Genomic DNA, 18,679 nt, shown 5'->3' with positions numbered 1-18,679 from the left:
GACATGAACTTCATCTACCAGGCCCGCCCCGCCCGCGTGATCTTCGGCGCAGGCAGCCTCGAGCATCTCGAACGCGAAGTGCTGGAACTGGGCGCGCAACGCGCGATCGTGCTCTGCACGCCGGAACAGCGCGATCTCGCACAACGCATCGTCGAGCGGCTCGGCGCGCGCGCGGCCGGGCTGTACGATCGCGCGACGATGCACGTACCGATCGAGATTGCCCGCGATGCGCAGACGTTCGCCAGGTCGTGCGATGCCGACTGCGCGATCGCGATCGGCGGCGGTTCGACGATCGGCCTCGGCAAGGCGATCGCGCTCGAAAGCAGCCTGCCGATCCTCGCGATACCGACGACGTACGCCGGCAGCGAGATGACGCCGATCTACGGCCTGACCGAAGGCGGCCTCAAACGCACGGGCTCCGACGCTCGCGTGTTGCCGAAGACGGTGATCTACGATCCCGCCCTCACCGTCACGCTGCCCGTCGAGCTGTCCGTGACGAGCGGCCTCAATGCGATCGCGCACGCGGCGGAAGGCCTCTACGCGAACAACGCGAATCCGGTGATGAGCCTCGTGGCCGAAGAAGGCATTCGCGCGCTCGCGCGCGGCCTGCCCGGCGTGCGGCGCGACCCCGCCGATCTCGACGCGCGCAGCGACGCGCTCTACGGCGCGTGGCTGTGCGGCATGGTGCTCGGCAACGTCGGCATGGCGCTGCACCACAAGCTCTGTCACACGCTCGGCGGCAGCTTCAACCTGCCGCACGCGCCGACCCACACGGTCGTCCTGCCGCATGCGCTCGCGTACAACGCCGCGCACGCGCCGGAAGCAATGCAGCGGATCGCCCGCGCGATCGGCACGAACGACGCCGCACGCGGCCTCTACGCGCTGGCGCTCGACAACGGCGCGCCGGTCGCGCTGAAGGCGATCGGGATGCAGGAAGCCGACCTCGATCGCGCCGCCGACCTCGCGGCCGCCAATCCGTACTGGAACCCGCGCCCGATCGAACGCGACGGCCTGCGCGCGCTGCTGCAGGACGCGTTCGACGGCAACCTGCCCGGTACGACCGCGCGCTGAATCGAACACTGTGACGTCGCCATCGTCGGCTACGGCCCGACCGGCCTCGTCGCCGCATCGATGCTGGGCTGCCCCCGCCATCGCGTGACCGTCCTCGAACGCTGGCCGACGCCCTATGCGGCGTCGACCGTGCGGACGGTCGACGCCACGCGCGGCATTACGGCTTCGCGCCGCCGTTCTCCACCACGCCGTCGATTTCCGCGCGCGTGAAGCCGTACTTCGCCATCCGCTCGCGATGATCGGCCGAGCCGAGATACTCGCGCAGCTTCGCGTTCACCGCCTGCACGAGCGGGCCGCTGTTCTGGCCGAACGAAAACCCGCCGACGGGCACGGTCGCACCCGCATCACGCTCGTGCGACACAGACTCCAGCCGCGCGTCCGTGTCGGCGACCGCGCGTGCCCCGATCGCCGTGCTCGCGAACGCGTCGACCTGCCCCGTAAGCACCGCAGCCACTGCATCGGGTTGATCCTTGAAGATGACGATCTGGCCGTCGCTAACGCCGGCCGCCCTGGCCGAATCGATCTGCACCTGGTCGGTCACGCACGCGAGCCGCGCATCGCTGCGAGCCGCGATGGCCGCGTAGCTCGTCAATCGCTTCGGATTGCCGGCCAGCAGCACGAAGCCATCGCCGATCGCCCACACCGGCACGCTGAACGTCACGTACCGTGCCCGTTCGGCCGTCACGAAGATCGGCACGTTCATGTCCCAGCGCCCGGCCTGCACACCCGGCAGCAGCGCCTCGAACGACGTCGGGTGATATTCGATTTCGGTCACACCGATCGCGCGCAGCACCACCTCGGCCAACTCGATGTCCGCGCCGGTCACGGTACCGTCTGCTGCCGTCCAGTAGAACGGCGGCTCCTCGATGTACGCAATCCTAACCTTCATGGTGTCACTCCTGACGTTCAATGATATTCGTCGTGCCCGGACGCCGGGCACCCGATTCATGCAGCCGCTGCATCCATCGCCCGGGACAGCGCCATCAACGCAGGCGGCAGCCGCTCCAGCGGAAGGTAACCGAACCCCAGCCTGAACACGCGGCTGCTTTCGCCGAACCACGTCCCGGATGCGAGCTGCACGTCGTGATCCGGCAACTGCTGCCAGAAGCGCGCCACGGCCTGCTCGTCGAAAGCATCCTGGCGCAACCGCACGCAGCATAGTGCGCCCGCATCGGGCCGCACCCACTCGACCCGCGCACGTTCACGTTCGCACCAGCCCGACACGATATCGCGCGCGTCCGCAAGCAGCCGGCGCCGAGGCGCAAGCACGTGTTCACGGTGACGCAACACGGTCGCCGCCAGCGTCTCGTCGAGCACCGAACCCGAGATCACGGTATTCAGCTTTGCGACGAGCAGACGCGCCCGAAGCGCCGCGTCGGCCACCGTGAGCCACCCGGTCCGCAGACCGGGTGCGCCCAGCGCTTTCGACACCGACGAACCCGTGACGATGCACGGATCGACCGCCGCGAAACTGGCCGCCACGGCAGCATCGCCATAGCATGCTTCGCGATAGGTCTCGTCGACGAACAGTATCGCGTCCGGACACCGTCGCGACATCAACGCAAGCAATGCATCGATCTCGGCGCGCGATGCCTGCACGCCGCCGGGGTTCTGCGGCGATGCGATGCTGACCAGCCGCGTCTTCGACGACAGCCGCGCGTCGAACTGCGCAAGGTCCAGCCGGTAGCCGTTCTCGAACGATAGCCGCACTTCTCGCACCGTCGCGCCGGCGCCGACCAGGCAGTCGCGACTCGGCGGAAAGCACGGCGTCGCGAGCACGGCCTCGTCGCCGGGGCGGCACACTTCATAGGCCAGCAGAAACAGCCCGAGCGCGGTGCCTTGCGTCGTCACGATCTGCTCGGCGGGCACTTCGCAGGAATCGGCAATCGCGTCGCGCAGCACGGCGGCACCCGCCGACTGGCTGTAGCCGAGCTTCAGGTTGCGGACCGCGTCGACGCCGGCCAGATCCAGCAGCTCGCCGACCGTCAGGTCCTGCGACGTGCTCTCCGCCAGGTTGAACGTCCGGTTCACGTCGAGCAGCGAGATGATTTCGTTGTACGGAAACCGTCCGCGCCACTCGCCGGAATGCGCTTGTGTCGTCTGCATGGGCAAGCCTCGCAATGGTCGATCGATGGATCGAATCAACGCCATCGTAGCGCCCGCACAAAAACCATAACAGCCACAATTTTCCGCCGATTGGACCGACACAATTCTGCGTGGCAAGATCGCGCCGAACGGTCGATAATCGGGCACTCCCCTGCCGCCGATACCCCATGGAAACGCAGACGTCATTCCGCTACAGGCAACTGGCCGATCTCATCGTCGGCATGATCGAGAACGGTACGCTGGCGCCGGGCACCCGGCTGCCGTCCGTGCGTGCCGTCAGCGAGCAGCAGCGCATCAGCGTGTCCACCGCGCTGCAGGCGTACCGCCTGCTCGAAGATCGCGGCGTGCTCGTCTCGCGGCCGCAGTCGGGCTTCTATGTCACGGCCGCGCGCGGCGGCACGCTGGCATTGCCGAGCGCGTCGCGCTCGCGCGCGAAAGCATCGACGGTGTCGATCAGCGGCGCGGTCGCCGCGATGCTCGAACATGCGGCCAATTCGGCGCTCGTGCCGCTCGGATGCGCGGTGCCCGATCCGGCGCTGCTGCAATCGAAGCGGCTCGACCTGGCCCTCGCCCGCGCCGCGCGCCAGCACGGCACGCGCTACAACGTGTATTGCGCGCCCTACGGCGAGCCGGCGCTGCGCCGCGAAATCGCGCGGCGGGCCATGCGCTTCGGGCATCCGCTGTCCGCCGACGACATCCTCGTCACGAACGGCTGCACCGAAGCGTTGACGCTCGCGCTGAATGCCGTGGCAACGCGTGGCGATACGATCGCGGTGGAATCGCCGACCTACTTCGGTCTGCTTCACACGCTGGAGGCGCTGGGATTGAAGGCGCTGGAGTTGCCGACCGACCCGCTGCGCGGCGTCGACGTCGGCCTGCTCGCGCAGCGGCTCGAATCGGAATCGATCGCCGCCTGCGTGCTGTCGTCGAGCTTCGGCAATCCGCTCGGCTCCGCGATGAGCGAGGACGACAAGCGGGCGCTGCTCGCGCTGCTTACGCGCCACCGGGTGCCGCTGATCGAAGACGACGTCTACGGCGACATCCACTTCGGCCGGGATCGGCCGCGGCCGTTCAGCGCACTCGACAGTGATGCCGATACGATCTACTGCAGTTCGTTCTCGAAGAGTCTCGCCCCGGGATACCGGATCGGCTGGATCGCGGCGGGCGCGCGCACTCAGCAGGTGATGGAACGCAAGCTCGCGCTCAGCCTGTGCGGCCCCGTGTTGCTGCAGGTCGCGCTGGCCGACTTCCTTGCGAGCGGCGCATACGACGCGCATTTGCGCCGCGTCCGGCGCGTGTTCGAGGACAACCTGGCGCGGATGACGCGCACGATCGAGGCCAGCTTTCCGGCCGGCACGAAAGTGAGCCGGCCAGCCGGTGGTTTCGTGCTCTGGCTCGAACTGCCGAAGCGATTCGATTCACGCGCGCTGTTCGATGCCGCGCTCGAACAGGGTATTTGCTTCGCGCCGGGTGACATCTTCTCGGCCAGCCGGCGCTTTCGCCATTGCCTGCGCCTGAGCGCGGGGCACGTGTGGAACGAACACATCGAGGACGGCGTCCGCTGCCTGGGCCGGCTCGCGCAGGCACAACTCGCGCGCTAAGCGCGCGGCGGCCACTGCGCCGCAATCGCCCCGCTCAACCGCCGAGCTTGAACGACGGCAACTGCTGCGCGAGCCGCGCGCCCATTTCGGCACCGAGTGCCTGCAGCGCATTGAACGGCCGGATCATGACCTCGAACTCGACGATCCGCCCTTCGTCGTCGAAGCGGATCATGTCGATCCCCTTCAGCGCCTTGTCGCCGATGGCCGCACTGAACTCCAGCACCACGCTCTTGCCGTCGTCGGTGACGAACTGGCGGTGATAGGTGAAATCCTCGAGGATCGTGATCACCGTGCGCAGCGCCAGCAATAGCGCGGGCGCCGGCCCGTACGGCTTGAACGCCATCGGCGAGCGGAACACGGCGTCCGGATGGACGATCGACTCCAGTGCGCCGAAATCCTTGCGTTCGACCATCGCGTGCCACGTGTCGAGCGATTGCGCGACAGCGGGTTGAAGATGCAGCGGTGCGTTCGTCATCGAAGACTCCTGTATCGTCGGGCGGAAAAGAAACGTATCGGTCTCAAAGGGTCGCGGCCAGCGTCGTGCCCTGGTGAATCGCGCGCTTCGCGTCGAGCTCGGCCGCTTCGTACGCGCCGCCGATCACGTGCACCTTGCGCCCGGCGGCCTCCAGTTGCTCCGCCAGTTCGCGCAACGGCTCCTGCCCCGCGCAGATCACGACGTTGTCCACCGGCAGCGTCTGCTCGACGCCATCGATCGTCACGTGCAATCCTTCGTCGTCGATACGCCGGTAGGTCACCGCCGACGACATCCCGACCCCGCGCGCCTTCAGCGCCGTACGGTGGATCCATCCGGTGGTCTTGCCGAGCCCGTCGCCGACCTTCGACGCCTTGCGCTGCAGCAGATGAATTTGCCGCGCCGCCGGCTCGGGGTGCGCACGACGCAGGCCGCCCGCGTTCGCATACGACGGGTCGACACCCCACTCGGCGAAAAAGCGGTCCGCGTCGACGTGCCCGGCGCCCGCACGATGCACGAGATATTCCGCGACGTCGAAGCCGATCCCGCCGGCGCCGACGATCGCAACGCTGCGTCCTACCGCCTTGCCGTCGCGCAGCACGTCGAGATAGCCGAGCGCCTTGGCGTGCCCGACACCGTCGATCGGCGGCGTGCGCGGCACGATGCCCGTCGCGATCACCACTTCGTCGAATTCGTGTTGCAGCAGCAGCTCGGCGGTCGCGCGCGTATTGAGGTGGAGCGTCACGCCGCGCAGTTCGATCTGCCGACGGAAATAGCGCAGCGTCTCGTTGAACTCCTCCTTGCCGGGCACCTTCTTCGCTATGTTGAACTGGCCGCCGATCTCGGCGCCGGCTTCGTACAGCGTCACCGCATGGCCGCGCTCGGCCGCGGTGACCGCGAAGCCGAGGCCTGCGGGCCCGGCGCCGACCACGGCGATCCGCTTGCGCTGCTGCGCGGGGCGAATCACGAGCTCGGTTTCATGGCACGCACGCGGATTCACGAGGCACGACGTGATCCTGCCGCTGAACGTATGGTCGAGGCAGGCCTGGTTGCAGCCGATGCACGTGTTGATTTCGTCCGCGCGCCCTTCCCGTGCCTTGCGCACGAACTCGGCATCGGCGAGAAACGGCCGCGCCATCGACACCATGTCGCAATAGCCGTCGGCCAGCAGTTGCTCGGCGACGTCCGGCGTGTTGATCCGGTTGGTCGCGACGAGCGGGATGCCAACCTTGCCCATCAACTGCCGCGTGACCCACGCGTACGCGGCGCGCGGCACCTTCGTCGCGATGGTCGGAATGCGCGCCTCGTGCCAGCCGATGCCCGTATTGATGATCGTCGCACCGGCCGCTTCGATCGCCTGCGCGAGCCGGATCACTTCGTCGAGCGTCGAGCCGCCTTCGACGAGATCGAGCATCGACAACCGGTAGATGATGATGAAGTTCGTGCCGACCCGCTCGCGCACGCGCCGCACGATCTCGACCGCGAAACGGATGCGGTTCTCGTACGCGCCGCCCCATGCGTCGTCGCGATGGTTCGTGCGCGCGGCGATGAATTCGTTGATCAGATAGCCTTCGGATCCCATGATCTCGACGCCGTCGTAACCCGCATGCTGCGCGAGCGCCGCACATCGCACGAAATCGGCAATCGTCTCGTCGACTTCGTCGCTCGTCAACGCATGCGGCGTGAACGGGTTGATCGGCGCCTTCAGCGCGCTCGGCGCGGCGAGCGCCGGGTGATACGCGTAGCGCCCGAAATGCAGGATTTGCAGCGCGATCTTGCCGCCCTCCGCATGCACCGCGCGCGTCACGACACGATGACGCTCGGCTTCCGCTTCGGTCGTCAGCATCGCGCCGCCGGGCGCCGGACGGCCCCGCTCGTTCGGCGCAAATCCGCCCGTGACGATCAGGCCGGCCTCGCCGCGCGCACGCTCCGCATAGAACGCCGCCATCCGCTCGAAGCCGTTCGGCGCTTCCTCTAGGCCCACGTGCATCGACCCCATCAGCACGCGGTTCCTGAGCGACGTGAAGCCAAGTTCCAGCGGGGTCGTCAGATGCGGAAAACGCGATGTCATGGGGTGTCTCCAATTTTTATGCAACAAGTTGCACAGATAGTAGTCGACCGCTTTCGTTTATGCAACCCGTTGCATAAACGCATCCGTCATCTTGTACTGTGGCCCCGATATGGCAAGATGCGGTTCATTCCGCGGCCTCCTCCGATCCGACATGTCCCTGCCCCACGCACTCCTCACCGCGCTTGCCGAACGCCCGGGTTCCGGCTCCGAACTCGCCGACCGTTTCGATCGCTCGATCGGTTATTTCTGGCAGGCGACGCACCAGCAGATCTATCGCGAGCTGGGGCGTCTCGAGGAAACGGGCTGGATCGAATCGTTGCCGGCCGAATCGGGGCGCGGCCGCAAGCGCGCGTACCGGATCCTGCCGGCCGGCAAGAAGGAGTTGCGGCGCTGGATCGCCGAACCGGAAGACCCGACGCCGCTGCGCGAAGCGTTGATGGTGCGCCTGCGCGCGGAAGCAGTGCTCGGCCCGGCCGGCCTCGAGGACGAAATCAGGCGGCGCATCGCGTTGCACCAGGAGAAGCTCGACCTGTATCTGCAGATCGAGGCACGCGATTTTTCGGAAAGCGCCGATTCGCGCACGAAGCGCCTTCAGCACCTGGTCCTGCAGGCCGGCATCGCGAACGAGCGGTTCTGGGTCGAATTCTCGCAGCACGCGCTCGACGTGCTGCGCTTGCCGAAAGACTGAACGACTGACGGAGGACATGACGATGACGCAGAAAACCGTGCTCTGCTACGGCGATTCGAACACGCACGGCACCCGCCCGATGACGCGTGCCGGCGTACTGGAGCGGTTCGCACGCGAAGAACGCTGGACCGGCGTGCTGGCGCAAACGCTCGGCGCGAGCTGGCGGGTCATCGAAGAAGGGTTGCCCGCGCGGACGACCGTGCATGACGATCCGATCGAAGGCCGGCACAAGAACGGTTTGTCGTATCTGCGCGCGTGCCTCGAAAGTCACTTGCCCGTCGATGTCGTCGTGCTGATGCTCGGGACCAACGATCTGAAGACACGCTTCTCGGTCACGCCCGCCGACATCGCGACGTCGGTCGGCGTGCTGCTTGCCGAGATCGCCGCGTGCGGTGCCGGCCCGTCCGGTGCGTCACCGACGCTCGTGCTGATGGCGCCTGCGCCGATCGTCGAGGTCGGCTTCCTCGGCGAGATCTTCGCGGGCGGCGCAGCGAAGTCGCGGCAGCTCGCGAAGCGGTACGAACAGGTGGCAAGCGACGCCGGTGCGCACTTTCTCGATGCCGGCGCGATCATCGAGGTGAGCCCGGTGGATGGCGTTCACTTCGCGGCCGATCAGCATCGTGCGCTCGGGCAGCGGGTCGCCGCCCTTCTGCAGCAGATCGCGTAACGCGCGCGAGCGCCGAACGGCAGCCGCGCGGCGTGTGCCGGAACACGGCACGCCGCGCGCGGAAAGCCGGTCACGCGTCCGGCAGGATCACCACCTTGCCCTTCACCTGCCGGTTGGCCATCCGCGCGATCGCATCGGCCGCATCGGCCAGCGACACACGCTCGGTGATCGCGGGTCGTACCTTGCCGGCCGCGAACCATTCGGCCAGCAGGCGCATGTTCGCGACATGCTGCTTCGGATCGCGGCGCACCGCATCGCCCCAGAACACGCCCAGAATGTCGCGCTCCTTGAGCAGTGCCAGGTTCAGCGCGAGCTTCGGAATCTCGCCAGCCGCGAAGCCGACCACGAGGAACCGGCCGCGCCACGCGGTCGCGCGCAACGCCGCTTCGCTGTAGGCACCGCCCACCGGATCGTAGACGACGTCCGCACCGCGCCCGCCGGTCAATTCGTCCACGCGGCGGCGCAGGTCTTCGGTCGCATAGTCGATCGTCTCGTCGGCGCCCGCTTCACGGCACAGCGCCAGCTTGTCCGCGCTCGACGCCGCCGCGATCACGCGCGCGCCGAGTGCCTTCGCGATCTCGATCGCGGCGAGGCCAACGCCGCCCGCCGCGCCCAGCACGAGCAACGTCTCGCCTGCTTGCAGCCGCGCGCGCTGCTGCAACGCGTGCAGCGACGTGCCGTACGCCAGCACGAGCGCCGCGCCCTGCTCGAATGTCATGCCCGGCGGCAGCGCGGCAAGCTGGTGCACGTCGGCCACGCACTGCTGCGCAAAGCCGCCGTGCCCGGTGAACGCGACCACCGCATCCCCCGGCTGCCACGCGGTCACGCCCTCGCCCACCGCGTCGATCACGCCGGCAAATTCCGCGCCCGGCGAAAACGGCAGCGCCGGCTTCACCTGGTACAACCCCTGGACGATCAGCGCGTCGGGGAAATTGAGCGACGCGGCCTTCACCCGAACCCGGACCTGGCCCGCGGCCGGCTCGGGAATCGCCACGTCCTCGATGCGCAAGCTGTCGATCGGGCCGAATGCGGTACACAACAGGGCTTTCATGTTCGTCTCTCTCCTTGTGCGGCGTGGCCGCGCATCGAGTCATCCCGCGGGGCGCGCCCGCATGGCCGGTTCACAACGAATCCGCAACGGCCGATGGAGTCGGCATCCGCGACATCGTCTGCATTCCGGAATGTCGGTGAAGCAATGATCAGAACCACGTGTCGCGCATGTCGAGCGTCGTCGTGTCGACGCTCGCGAGCAGATCGAGCTGCGCATCCACTTTCGGCAATTCCCAGTTGAAGAAATAGCGGGCCGCCGCACGCTTGCCGTCGTGGAAATCGTCGGCGTGCCCGTGCGCGGCGAGCGTCACCTCGAGCCACAGCCATGCCACGACAAGATGGCCGAACGCTTCCAGATAGACGCTCGCGTTCGCGAGCCGCGCCTGCGGATCGCCGATCGCGCCGAGTTGCCGTGTGACGTCGACCAGCCGCGCCCAGCGCCGCGCCAGCGCATCGGCCCGCTCGCGCAGGTCGGCATCGAGCGTCCGCGCGCGTTCGACAGTCGCGCCGATCCGCGCATCGAGCGCGTGCAGCAACGCGCCATCGTCCTGTGCGACCTTGCGGCCCAGCAGGTCGAGCGCCTGGATGCCGTGCGTGCCTTCGTGGATCGGGTTGAGACGATTGTCGCGATAGAGCCGTTCGACCGGATAGTCGCGCGTGTAGCCATAGCCGCCGTGCACCTGGATCGCGAGGTCGTTCGCCGCGAGACACCACTGCGACGGCCAGCTTTTCGCGATCGGCGTCAGGATGTCGAGCAGGCGCGTGGATTGAGCGCGCACGTCCGCATCGTCGTGTGCGCGTGCTTCATCGACCAGTTTCGCGCAATACAGGATCAGCGCGAGACCGCCTTCGACATAGGCCTTCTGCGCGAGCAGCATGCGCCGCACGTCCGGATGGTCGACGATCGGCGCCTGCGGCGCGGCGGCATCCTTGCCCGCCGGCCCGAGCGGGCGCCCTTGCGGCCGGTTGCGCGCATAGTCGAGCGCGTGCAGGTAACCCGTGTAGCCGAGCGCCACCGCGCCCGCGCCGACACCGATGCGCGCTTCGTTCATCATGTGGAACATGTAGGCGAGGCCGTGGTTCGGCTGGCCGACCAGATAGCCGATCGCGCCTGCGCGCCCTTCCGGGCGGTAGCGCGTGCCTTCGCCGAAGTTCAGCAGGCAGTTGGTGGTGCCGCGGTAACCCATCTTGTGGTTCAGCCCCGCGAGCACCACGTCGTTGCGCTCGCCCTGCGCCGCACCGTCGGCGCCCGGCAGGTACTTGGGCACGATGAACAGCGAGATGCCGCGTGTGCCGGGCAGCAGCCGGCCGTGTTCGTCGGGAATCTTCGCGAGCACGAGGTGGACGATGTTCTCCGTCAGCTCGTGTTCGCCACCCGAGATCCACATCTTGTTGCCGGTCAGCCGGTAGCGCGGGCCGAGCGGCGAGTCGCCCTCGAAATCCGCGCGCGTCGCGATGTCGGACAGCGACGAACCGGCCTGCGGCTCGGACAGGCACATGGTGCCGAGATAGCGCCCTTCCAGCTCCGGGCGCGCAAATGCGTCGATCTGCGCGGGGCTGCCATGCGCGACGAGCAGGTTCGCGTTGGCGGCGGTCAGGAACGGATAGGCGGACGTGGCGATGTTCGCGGCCTGGAAGAACAGGAACGATGCGGCTTCGACCAGCTTCGGCAAGCGCATGCCGCCGAGCGCTTCGTCGTGACCCGCGGCGATCAGCCCGGCATCCGCGAACGCGCGCACGGCCGGTTCGACGTCGGGGATCAGCGTCACGCGCTCGCCGTCGAACTGCGGTTCCTCGCGATCGCCACGCGCCGCATGCGGCGCGAACAGGTCTTCGGCGATCCGCTCGCTGGTGTCGAGCACCGCGTCGAACGTCTCGCGACTGTGCTCGGCGTAACGCGGCAGCGCGACGAGCGCTTGCGCGTCGAGCCAGTCATACAGCAGGAACGCGAGATCGCGTCGCGACATCAACAAGCTCATCGTGCTGCCTCCCGGGGCCGGCTTCGTCAGCCGAATGAAGGATTCCGTGACGGAAAGTGCTGGCAGGAATTTAGCACGGTCGTTCTAAAACGACAACGACGGATGCGCTAGTCCGCGTAACCGGGATTGCGCCGGTCGAGCCGGCGCAGCAAGCCGGGCCAGACGAGCGCCCCGGCGCCCATCCCGCGCGTCACGGCGGCGATCTGCTGCTTGATGCCGTCGAGAATCGGCTGGCCGATCGGCAACAACGCCGAACCGCCCGCCTGCGCGCGGACCTGGATCATGCAGGCCGCTTCGAAGAAGTACATCGCGACGAACGCGTCTGCCGGCGTCGCGCCGACGGTCAGCAGGCCGTGGTTGCGCAGCATCAGGTTCGTGTTGGCGCCGAGGTCGTGCACGAGGCGCGCCTTCTCGCCCTCGTTGAGCGCAATGCCCTCGTAGTCGTGATACCCGAGCGACGCCAGCACGCCGAGCGACTGCTGCGACAGCGGCAGCAAACCCCCTTCCTGCGCCGACACGGCGACGCCGTTGATCGAATGCGTATGCATCACGCACAGCGCGTCGTCGCGGGCCGCATGCACCGCGCTGTGAATGGTGAAGCCGGCCGGGTTGATCTCGTAAGGTGATTCGGACACCTTGCGTCCGTCGAGATCGACCTTCACGAGCGACGATGCCGTGATCTCGTCGAACATCATCCCGTACGGGTTGATCAGGAAGTGGTGCTCCGGGCCGGGCACGCGCGCGGAAATATGGGTGAACACGAGGTCGTCCCAGCCGAACAGCGCGGTGAGGCGGTAAGCCGCCGCCAGGTTGACTCGCGCGTCCCATTCGGTGGGGGAAACCGACTGCTTCACACTGACTTCGGAAGAGGCCACGTCACGCTCCTTGCTCAGGGGTCGATGTGCACCGGGCCGCACGATGCGGCCCGGCGTGGGGAATATCGTGCGTCAGCCCGCGTGCGGCTTCGCGAGCTGATCGGCAACCGGCAGGCTGCGGATGCGCGTGCCGGTCGCCGCGAAGATCGCATTGGTCAGCGCCGGCGCGACGGGCGGCAGGCCCGGCTCGCCCACGCCGCCGAGCGGCGTCGCAAAATCGTCCGGCGCGACGAGATGCACGCGGATTTCGCGCGGCACCTCGTTCATGCGCAGCACCTGGAAGCCGTTGAAGTTGCTCTGCTCCGGATGGCCGTCCTTGAACGTGATCTCGCCGTGCAGCGCGATGCCGAGCCCCATCACCACCGCGCCCTCGAGTTGCGAGCGTACCCGCTCCGGATTGACCTGCGGGCCGCAGTCGATCGCGATGTCGACTCGCGGCACCGTGATCTTGCCGTCGGCATCGACCTGCACCTCGCACACCACCGCCGTGTACGACACGAAGCTGCGATGCGCGGCGATCCCGAGCCCGTGCCCCTTCGGCAGCTTGCGCCCCCAGCCGGCGCCGCGCGCGACCGTCTCGACCACGCGCCGCAGCCGGCCGGTATCGATCGGATACAGCGCCGGATCCTCGCCGTAGTTCGTGTTCTTCACCGTGACGTGCGGCTCGAATCGCCGCGCGGGCCCGATCAGTTCGAGCAGGAAATCCTTCGGGTCACGACCGGCCGCGTGCGCCAGCTCCGACACGAAGCTCTGGATGCCGAACGCATGCGGGATGTTGTAGACCGAGCGGAACCAGCCGATTCGCGTGTGCGCTTGCGCGGCCGGATTCTCGATCCGCACGTTCGGAATCGCGAACGGCAGGTCCGCGATCCCCTGCGCGAGCTCGCCCGGCTGCTCATGCACGACACCGGCCCTGAACGTCGACTGGATCGACGGCGCGACCGTGCGATGCTGCCACGCGATCACTTTCCCCGATGCATCGATCCCGCCGTCGAACGCCTCGAGCGACACCGCGTGGAAATAGTCGTGCGCGATGTCGTCCTCGCGCGTGAACGTCAGCTTGACGGGTGCGCCGACCGCCTTCGACAGCAGCGCCGCCTCCACCACGTAGTCGGGCTTCGACTTGCGGCCGAAACCGCCGCCGAGCAGCGTCACGTTGACCGTCACGCGCTCCGTCGGCAACCCGAGCGCCTTCGCGACCTCGTCACGCGTGGTCTGCGGCGCCTGCGTGCAGGTCCACACTTCGCAGCGGCCGTCGGCCACGCGCGCGACGGCCGCGGGCGGCTCCATCGTCGCGTGCGCGAGATGCGGGATGTAGTACGTCGCGCGCACGCGCTTCGCGGCGCCGGCCAGCGCCGCCGCCGCATCGCCGTCGTTGCGGATCACGTCGCCCGGTTGCGCGGCAGCCGCTTCGAGCGTCTTGCGATACGCGGCGGAATCGTAGTTCGCGTTGGGCCCGTGCTTCCAGTCGATCTTCAGTTGCGCGCGCGCCTGGATCGCCGTCCACGTATCGCGCGCGACGACGGCCACGCCGCCGAGCGGCTGGAAACCGGACGGCAGCGGTGTGGGCGCCAACTGCACGACCTTGACGACACCCGGCAGCTTCTCCGCCGCCGATGCATCGAACGACGCGACCGTGTCTCCATAGGCCGGCGGTCGCGCGACGACCGCATACAGCATCCCGTCGAGCCGCGTGTCGATCCCGTAGTGCGCGCGGCCGCCGACAATGTCGCGCCCGTCGATCAGCGCCGTTTCGCCCTTGCCGATATAGCGGAATTCGGCCGGCGCCTTCAGCGCCACCGTGGCCGGATCCGGCACTGACAACGCGGCCGCCTTCGCCGCCAGTTCGCCGAAGCCGAGCTTGCGCCCGCTTTTCGTGTCGACGACCTCATGCACCGTCGCCTTGACCTGACGCGCATCGACGCCCCACGCCGCGGCTGCCGCCTGTTCGAGCATCGTGCGCGCGGCCGCACCCGCGCGACGCAGTGCGGCGAAGCTCTGGCGCAGGCTGCGCGATCCGTCGGTGTTCTGGTTGCCGTAGCGCGGCTCGTCGCCCACGGCCTGCGCGACCTTCACGCGCGCCCAGTCGGCGCCCAGTTCGTCCGCCACGACGAGCGCGACGCTCGTGCGCACGCCCTGCCCCATCTCGGAGCGGATGCAGGTCACGGTGACCGTGCCGTCCGGCGCGATCGCGACGAACAGGTGCGGATCGTCGCGCAACCCGTGCGGCATCCCGGCGCCGCCATACTGCGGATTCGCGCTGACGGGTGGCTGCACCGGTGTCGCCGCACGGACGAGCGACGGCACGCCGAACGCGAGCAGCAGCCCGCCGGATGCGAAGCCGAGCAGCCATGCGCGACGGCTTTCGTTGTGGACGGAGAGTTCGGGCGCGCTCATGCGGCACCTCCGCGGCGTACGGCCAGGCGGATCGCCGCACGAATGCGCGTGTAGGTGCCGCAGCGGCAGATGTTGCCGGACATCGCATCGTCGATGTCGGCGTCGGTCGGATGGGGATTCGTCTTCAGCAGCGACGCGGCCTGCATGATCTGCCCGGACTGGCAGTAGCCGCACTGCGCGACGTTCAGTTCCTGCCAGGCCTGCTGCAGCGGATGATTGACGTCCGTCGACAGTCCCTCGATCGTCGTCACGCGCTTGCCGGAAGCGGCCGCGACCGGGGTGATGCACGAGCGGATCGCAACGCCGTCGAGGTGCACGGTGCATGCGCCGCACAGCGCCATACCGCAGCCGAACTTGGTGCCGGTGTCGCCGAGGACATCGCGCAGATACCAGAGCAACGGCATGTCGGGATTGCCGTCGAAGTGCTGCTCGCTACCGTTGACGGTCAGCGTGATCATCGTTCACCTCCTGGTCGAGGCGCCCGCATCGCACCACGGGTGCCGGGTGGGGATTCGAACGGCGGCGGGTGCGTCCTGCTGCGCCGGCCCGATGCCGTCTTGTGGACTGCTCCGCCGGCAGGACCGGCGGTCAATGCGTGGTGATCGGTGCGGCTGGCTGGGGATGGCCATCGGGCATGCGAGCCGGATGGATAGCGGGCACGCACCAGCCCGGATTCTGCCCCATGCAAACCGTCACTCAGGCAACGCGATCATGTCGGAACTGCCAGAAATGGCGACTCGGATCGCAGCACTTGCGTGCCACGTCCGGCCCCCGGCGGCTTCGACATTGCCCGGGGAGCCAGAATCGTATGCGGAATCGCCCGGGCTCCAACTCTAACTGATGTGCGGCAGTTTTGCGTCGTCGGTGCATAACGGCACGGGCGAGAGACAAACCGGGAGATGTTGAAAGGGAATCGATGACGCATGACGTTTGTCATGCGAGTGGAATCGACTGACGCGCCTGTTCCGGCGAGCGATGAGGGGGGCAACGCTAGCGCGAGAACCCACGCGCCGACCGTTCGCAGCTGTGCTTCGTGATATCCGGACCACTTCCGCAACGGCCTTCTTGCGATCCCTGCCGCGATAGATCGTGATCGCAGCCAGCTTCAGGTCACCGTGCGAACCGAGCGCAATTTTCTCGATCACGCCGTCTTGGCGGATGAATCGCGAACGAAGCTCGCGTGCGCCACATGGCGCCGACATCGAGCGCCAATGCTTCAAGCCGATTGCACGAGCTTCAATGGATTACCGACGCGGGCCGGGAACGATGCCGCGCCGGGTGACCCGGTACGATTCCCGACCTGCGTGGCCTCGATCGGCGCTCAAGTGATTGCCGGGCACCTCGCTCGTACGGCATGCGGGCACGCACCACGCTCACGGCGATCGCAACGCCTGCAACCCGAGTGTGAGCGCATTGAACGGCATCTCCGACGACCCCATCGAAAAGCTCGTCGCCTTCGTGGGTGCCCCCGGATTGCGCATCAGCGCGTGAACGATCCGCTCGCTCGCATGACCGTCGCCGTACGGATTGCTCGCGCGCGCCATCTCCCCGTACGCGCTGTCGCTATCGAACAACCGTGACGCCTCCCACACGATCCGTTCGTGATCGGTGCCGACGAGCCGCGCGGTGCCGGCCTGGATCGCCTCGGGCCGCTCCGTCGTCTCGCGCGTGACCAGCACCGGCTTGCCCAGCGCGGGCCCTTCCTCCTGAATGCCGCCCGAATCGGTGATGATGAAATGCGCGCGCGACATCAGGAATACGAACGACAGATATTCCTGCGGCTCGATCAGGTAAATGTTCGGCAGGTGGCCGAGCCGTGCACGCGCCGGCTCCCGCACGTTCGGATTCATGTGCAGCGGATAGACGAACTGCGCGTCGGGATAACGGTTCGCGAGCGTGCACAGCGCATCGCAGAAATTCTGGAACGGCTCGCCGAAACTTTCGCGACGATGCCCGGTGATCAACACGACGCGCCGCGACGGTTCGAGAAACGGAAACTGTCCCGCAACCTTTTCCGACAACGCCGTGGTGTGATCGAGCATGCGCTTCACCTCGTGCAATGCATCGATCACGGTATTGCCGGTCAGCACGACCGCCCCACCCGGTACGCCCTCGCTGAGCAGGTTGTCGCGTGCTTGCCCGGTCGGTGCGAAATGCCACGACGACACTGCGTCGGTCACACGGCGGTTCAGCTCCTCCGGCCACGGCGACCAGATGTCACCACTGCGCAGGCCGGCCTCCACGTGCCCGACCGGCAGATAGCGGTAGAACGCCGCGAGACTGACCGCCAGCGTGGTCGTCGTATCGCCGTGTACCAGCACGACGTCGGGACGCAATTCGTCGAACACGATGCCGATTGCCTGCAGAATGCCCGTCGTCACGTCGGTCAGTGTCTGACTTTGACGCATCACGTTGAGATCGTAGTCGGGCTTGATGTCGAACAGCGTCAGCACCTGATCGAGCATTTCGCGGTGCTGCGCGGTTACGCATACCCTGGCGTCGACACCGGCTTGTGCCTTCAACGCACGCACCAGCGGTGCCATCTTGATGGCCTCCGGCCGAGTCCCGAACACAAGCAAAATCTTTTTCATCGTTATCCTCGTTGAGCCATTTCGCGCTGAATGACCCTGCTCGTGGCGCGAAGCATGTATTCAGGCGGCGCCTCCCGTACTCGCACGCGGTCGACACGTTGCGGTGTCGCGGAGCGAGCGCGCCGCCCGGTTCGCGCGGTCCACGCCACGCGAATCCTCGTACTACCGGCGTCCCGTTGCACTTGATCAGTCACGTCATGAGTCGTTCCTCGTTTGGCCAGGCGTCGGTTCTTCACGTCTTTTCCTCTACAGCAATATTCAAACCAGCCGCCCTGCGACCGTATCCGGTTCACGCTGCATGCACCGCGCACCTGCAGTGCGCGACGGAATGTTTCACAACTGCTACGCGTGTCGCCGCGCCAATCAGGCGCGATACACGCAAACACCGGGGCAGTCGCACGGTCCCTTCGACGACGTCGTCCGACGAATCTCGAACGCATGTCGAGCATCCATTGCGCATCGAATCGCTCGCATCTGTCGAAGCGCGTTGCGCTTCCTTGATCCGCCACTTTTGTCTGTGCAGACGGCGGCAAGATCGATCGCCTGGCGGTGGTCATCCTCGATGGTTCAACCCGACACGCAACGTCATTCACGTCGCACGAATCGACGGGGCGGGAAATGTTGCGAATGTGTAACGCGGGTCCGGAACGGGGTCGTTGCATCGGCGTCCGGCCCATCTAACCCACGCGCGCTCATGAAGCACACCGGCACGCCAGCCGATGCACACGTCACGCACGACGCGATGCGCATCACCGCGCGGCATCGCACTGCCAAGGCGGCGCAGGTTCGGCAGACGATTCGCTCCACGCACGACACGTCCATGCCTCGACGCCGATCAAGTGCGGGCATTCGGCGGGTGCGCACGCTGATTCTTCGTTGAATCAAAAATCATCGCCGTCGTTCGCGCCAGGCGCCCACCCTCCATCCCCGCCCCTTGCCGCGCGTGGCATCCCGGCCGATGGCTCACGCCTTGCTTAATGACGGACAGGTGTGCCCCGAAACACTCGCCCGGCAGCGGACGAACCGGGGCACCCAGGTAACGAAACAGGAGGGAAACGCGACGCGTCCGCGTGGAGCGAACGAGTGCTCCAGCGATCCGAACGCGCCGACG

The 18,679-nt window shown here is 67.3% G+C and carries 16 protein-coding genes; 6 read left to right on the top strand and 10 right to left on the bottom strand.

The features are described from left to right. Positions 1 to 3 precede the first annotated feature (3 nt). Positions 4 to 1,071 carry a maleylacetate reductase gene (locus tag CFB39_RS07055; RefSeq protein ID WP_089472556.1) on the top strand — a complete coding sequence of 356 codons (1,068 nt, stop codon included), beginning with the start codon at positions 4 to 6 and terminating at the stop codon, positions 1,069 to 1,071. Further along, positions 1,072 to 1,281 (top strand): FAD-dependent monooxygenase, encoded by a 210-nt coding sequence (locus tag CFB39_RS41245; protein WP_373452722.1) that lies wholly within the window; start codon positions 1,072 to 1,074, stop codon positions 1,279 to 1,281. Here the strand turns inward: CFB39_RS41245 and CFB39_RS07050 are convergent. Beyond that, complete coding sequence (locus CFB39_RS07050) at positions 1,229 to 1,960, bottom strand: transporter substrate-binding domain-containing protein (protein WP_089472555.1); 732 nt, start codon at positions 1,958 to 1,960, stop codon at positions 1,229 to 1,231. The two genes, CFB39_RS41245 and CFB39_RS07050, sit on opposite strands and share 53 nt — an antisense overlap. A gap of 56 nt (positions 1,961 to 2,016) precedes the next feature. After that, positions 2,017 to 3,177 (bottom strand): pyridoxal phosphate-dependent aminotransferase, encoded by a 1,161-nt coding sequence (locus CFB39_RS07045; protein WP_089472554.1) that lies wholly within the window; start codon positions 3,175 to 3,177, stop codon positions 2,017 to 2,019. Positions 3,178 to 3,344: 167 nt separating this feature from the next. Here CFB39_RS07045 and CFB39_RS07040 point away from each other — a divergent pair, with 167 nt between their 5' ends. Next, the gene (locus CFB39_RS07040) at positions 3,345 to 4,778 is read left to right on the top strand and encodes a PLP-dependent aminotransferase family protein (protein ID WP_089472553.1); all 1,434 of its coding nucleotides are present in this window, start codon (positions 3,345 to 3,347) and stop codon (positions 4,776 to 4,778) included. A 34-nt stretch (positions 4,779 to 4,812) separates the two neighbouring features. On the opposite strand, the gene CFB39_RS07035 is transcribed toward CFB39_RS07040, so the two are convergent. Next, positions 4,813 to 5,253, bottom strand: coding sequence for a nuclear transport factor 2 family protein (locus tag CFB39_RS07035; RefSeq protein WP_089472552.1), 441 nt, complete (start codon positions 5,251 to 5,253; stop codon positions 4,813 to 4,815). A 43-nt stretch (positions 5,254 to 5,296) separates the two neighbouring features. After that, positions 5,297 to 7,321 (bottom strand): FAD-dependent oxidoreductase, encoded by a 2,025-nt coding sequence (locus CFB39_RS07030; RefSeq protein WP_089472551.1) that lies wholly within the window; start codon positions 7,319 to 7,321, stop codon positions 5,297 to 5,299. Between the two features lie 151 nt (positions 7,322 to 7,472). On the opposite strand from CFB39_RS07030, the gene CFB39_RS07025 reads away from it, so the two are divergent. After that, a complete protein-coding gene (locus CFB39_RS07025; RefSeq protein ID WP_174975641.1) occupies positions 7,473 to 8,009 on the top strand; it encodes a PadR family transcriptional regulator in 537 nt (178 codons plus the stop codon). Positions 8,010 to 8,031: 22 nt separating this feature from the next. Continuing rightward, positions 8,032 to 8,676 carry an SGNH/GDSL hydrolase family protein gene (locus tag CFB39_RS07020; RefSeq protein WP_089473235.1) on the top strand — a complete coding sequence of 215 codons (645 nt, stop codon included), beginning with the start codon at positions 8,032 to 8,034 and terminating at the stop codon, positions 8,674 to 8,676. A 70-nt stretch (positions 8,677 to 8,746) separates the two neighbouring features. On the opposite strand, the gene CFB39_RS07015 is transcribed toward CFB39_RS07020, so the two are convergent. The 6 genes from CFB39_RS07015 to wecB form a co-directional block, all read right to left on the bottom strand. Then, positions 8,747 to 9,727, bottom strand: a complete 981-nt coding sequence (locus tag CFB39_RS07015; protein ID WP_089472550.1) for an NADPH:quinone oxidoreductase family protein — start codon at positions 9,725 to 9,727, stop codon at positions 8,747 to 8,749. 148 nt (positions 9,728 to 9,875) lie between these two features. Next, positions 9,876 to 11,705 (bottom strand): acyl-CoA dehydrogenase, encoded by a 1,830-nt coding sequence (locus CFB39_RS07010; RefSeq protein WP_089472549.1) that lies wholly within the window; start codon positions 11,703 to 11,705, stop codon positions 9,876 to 9,878. A 107-nt stretch (positions 11,706 to 11,812) separates the two neighbouring features. Further along, a complete protein-coding gene (locus CFB39_RS07005) occupies positions 11,813 to 12,580 on the bottom strand; it encodes a class II aldolase/adducin family protein (RefSeq protein WP_089472548.1) in 768 nt (255 codons plus the stop codon). Between the two features lie 72 nt (positions 12,581 to 12,652). After that, entirely contained in the window at positions 12,653 to 14,977 is a 2,325-nt protein-coding gene (locus CFB39_RS07000) for a xanthine dehydrogenase family protein molybdopterin-binding subunit (protein WP_089472547.1), read from the bottom strand. Next, positions 14,974 to 15,435: a (2Fe-2S)-binding protein gene (locus tag CFB39_RS06995; RefSeq protein ID WP_089472546.1), complete on the bottom strand. Its 462-nt coding sequence runs from the start codon at positions 15,433 to 15,435 to the stop codon at positions 14,974 to 14,976. The genes CFB39_RS07000 and CFB39_RS06995 overlap by 4 nt, the downstream gene beginning before the upstream one ends. Before the next feature lie 915 nt (positions 15,436 to 16,350). Beyond that, entirely contained in the window at positions 16,351 to 17,568 is a 1,218-nt protein-coding gene (wecB, locus tag CFB39_RS06990; RefSeq protein WP_089472545.1) for a non-hydrolyzing UDP-N-acetylglucosamine 2-epimerase, read from the bottom strand. 694 nt (positions 17,569 to 18,262) lie between these two features. Here wecB and CFB39_RS39235 point away from each other — a divergent pair. Next, positions 18,263 to 18,448, top strand: a complete 186-nt coding sequence (locus CFB39_RS39235) for a hypothetical protein (protein ID WP_144030238.1) — start codon at positions 18,263 to 18,265, stop codon at positions 18,446 to 18,448. The last annotated feature ends 231 nt before the right edge of the window (positions 18,449 to 18,679 follow it).

Origin of the sequence: Burkholderia sp. AU6039 (assembly GCF_002223365.1) — a bacterium.
Classification (GTDB): domain Bacteria; phylum Pseudomonadota; class Gammaproteobacteria; order Burkholderiales; family Burkholderiaceae; genus Burkholderia.
Note: the sequence above shows the minus strand (reverse complement) of the source record. Positions and strands in the feature narration are given on the sequence as shown.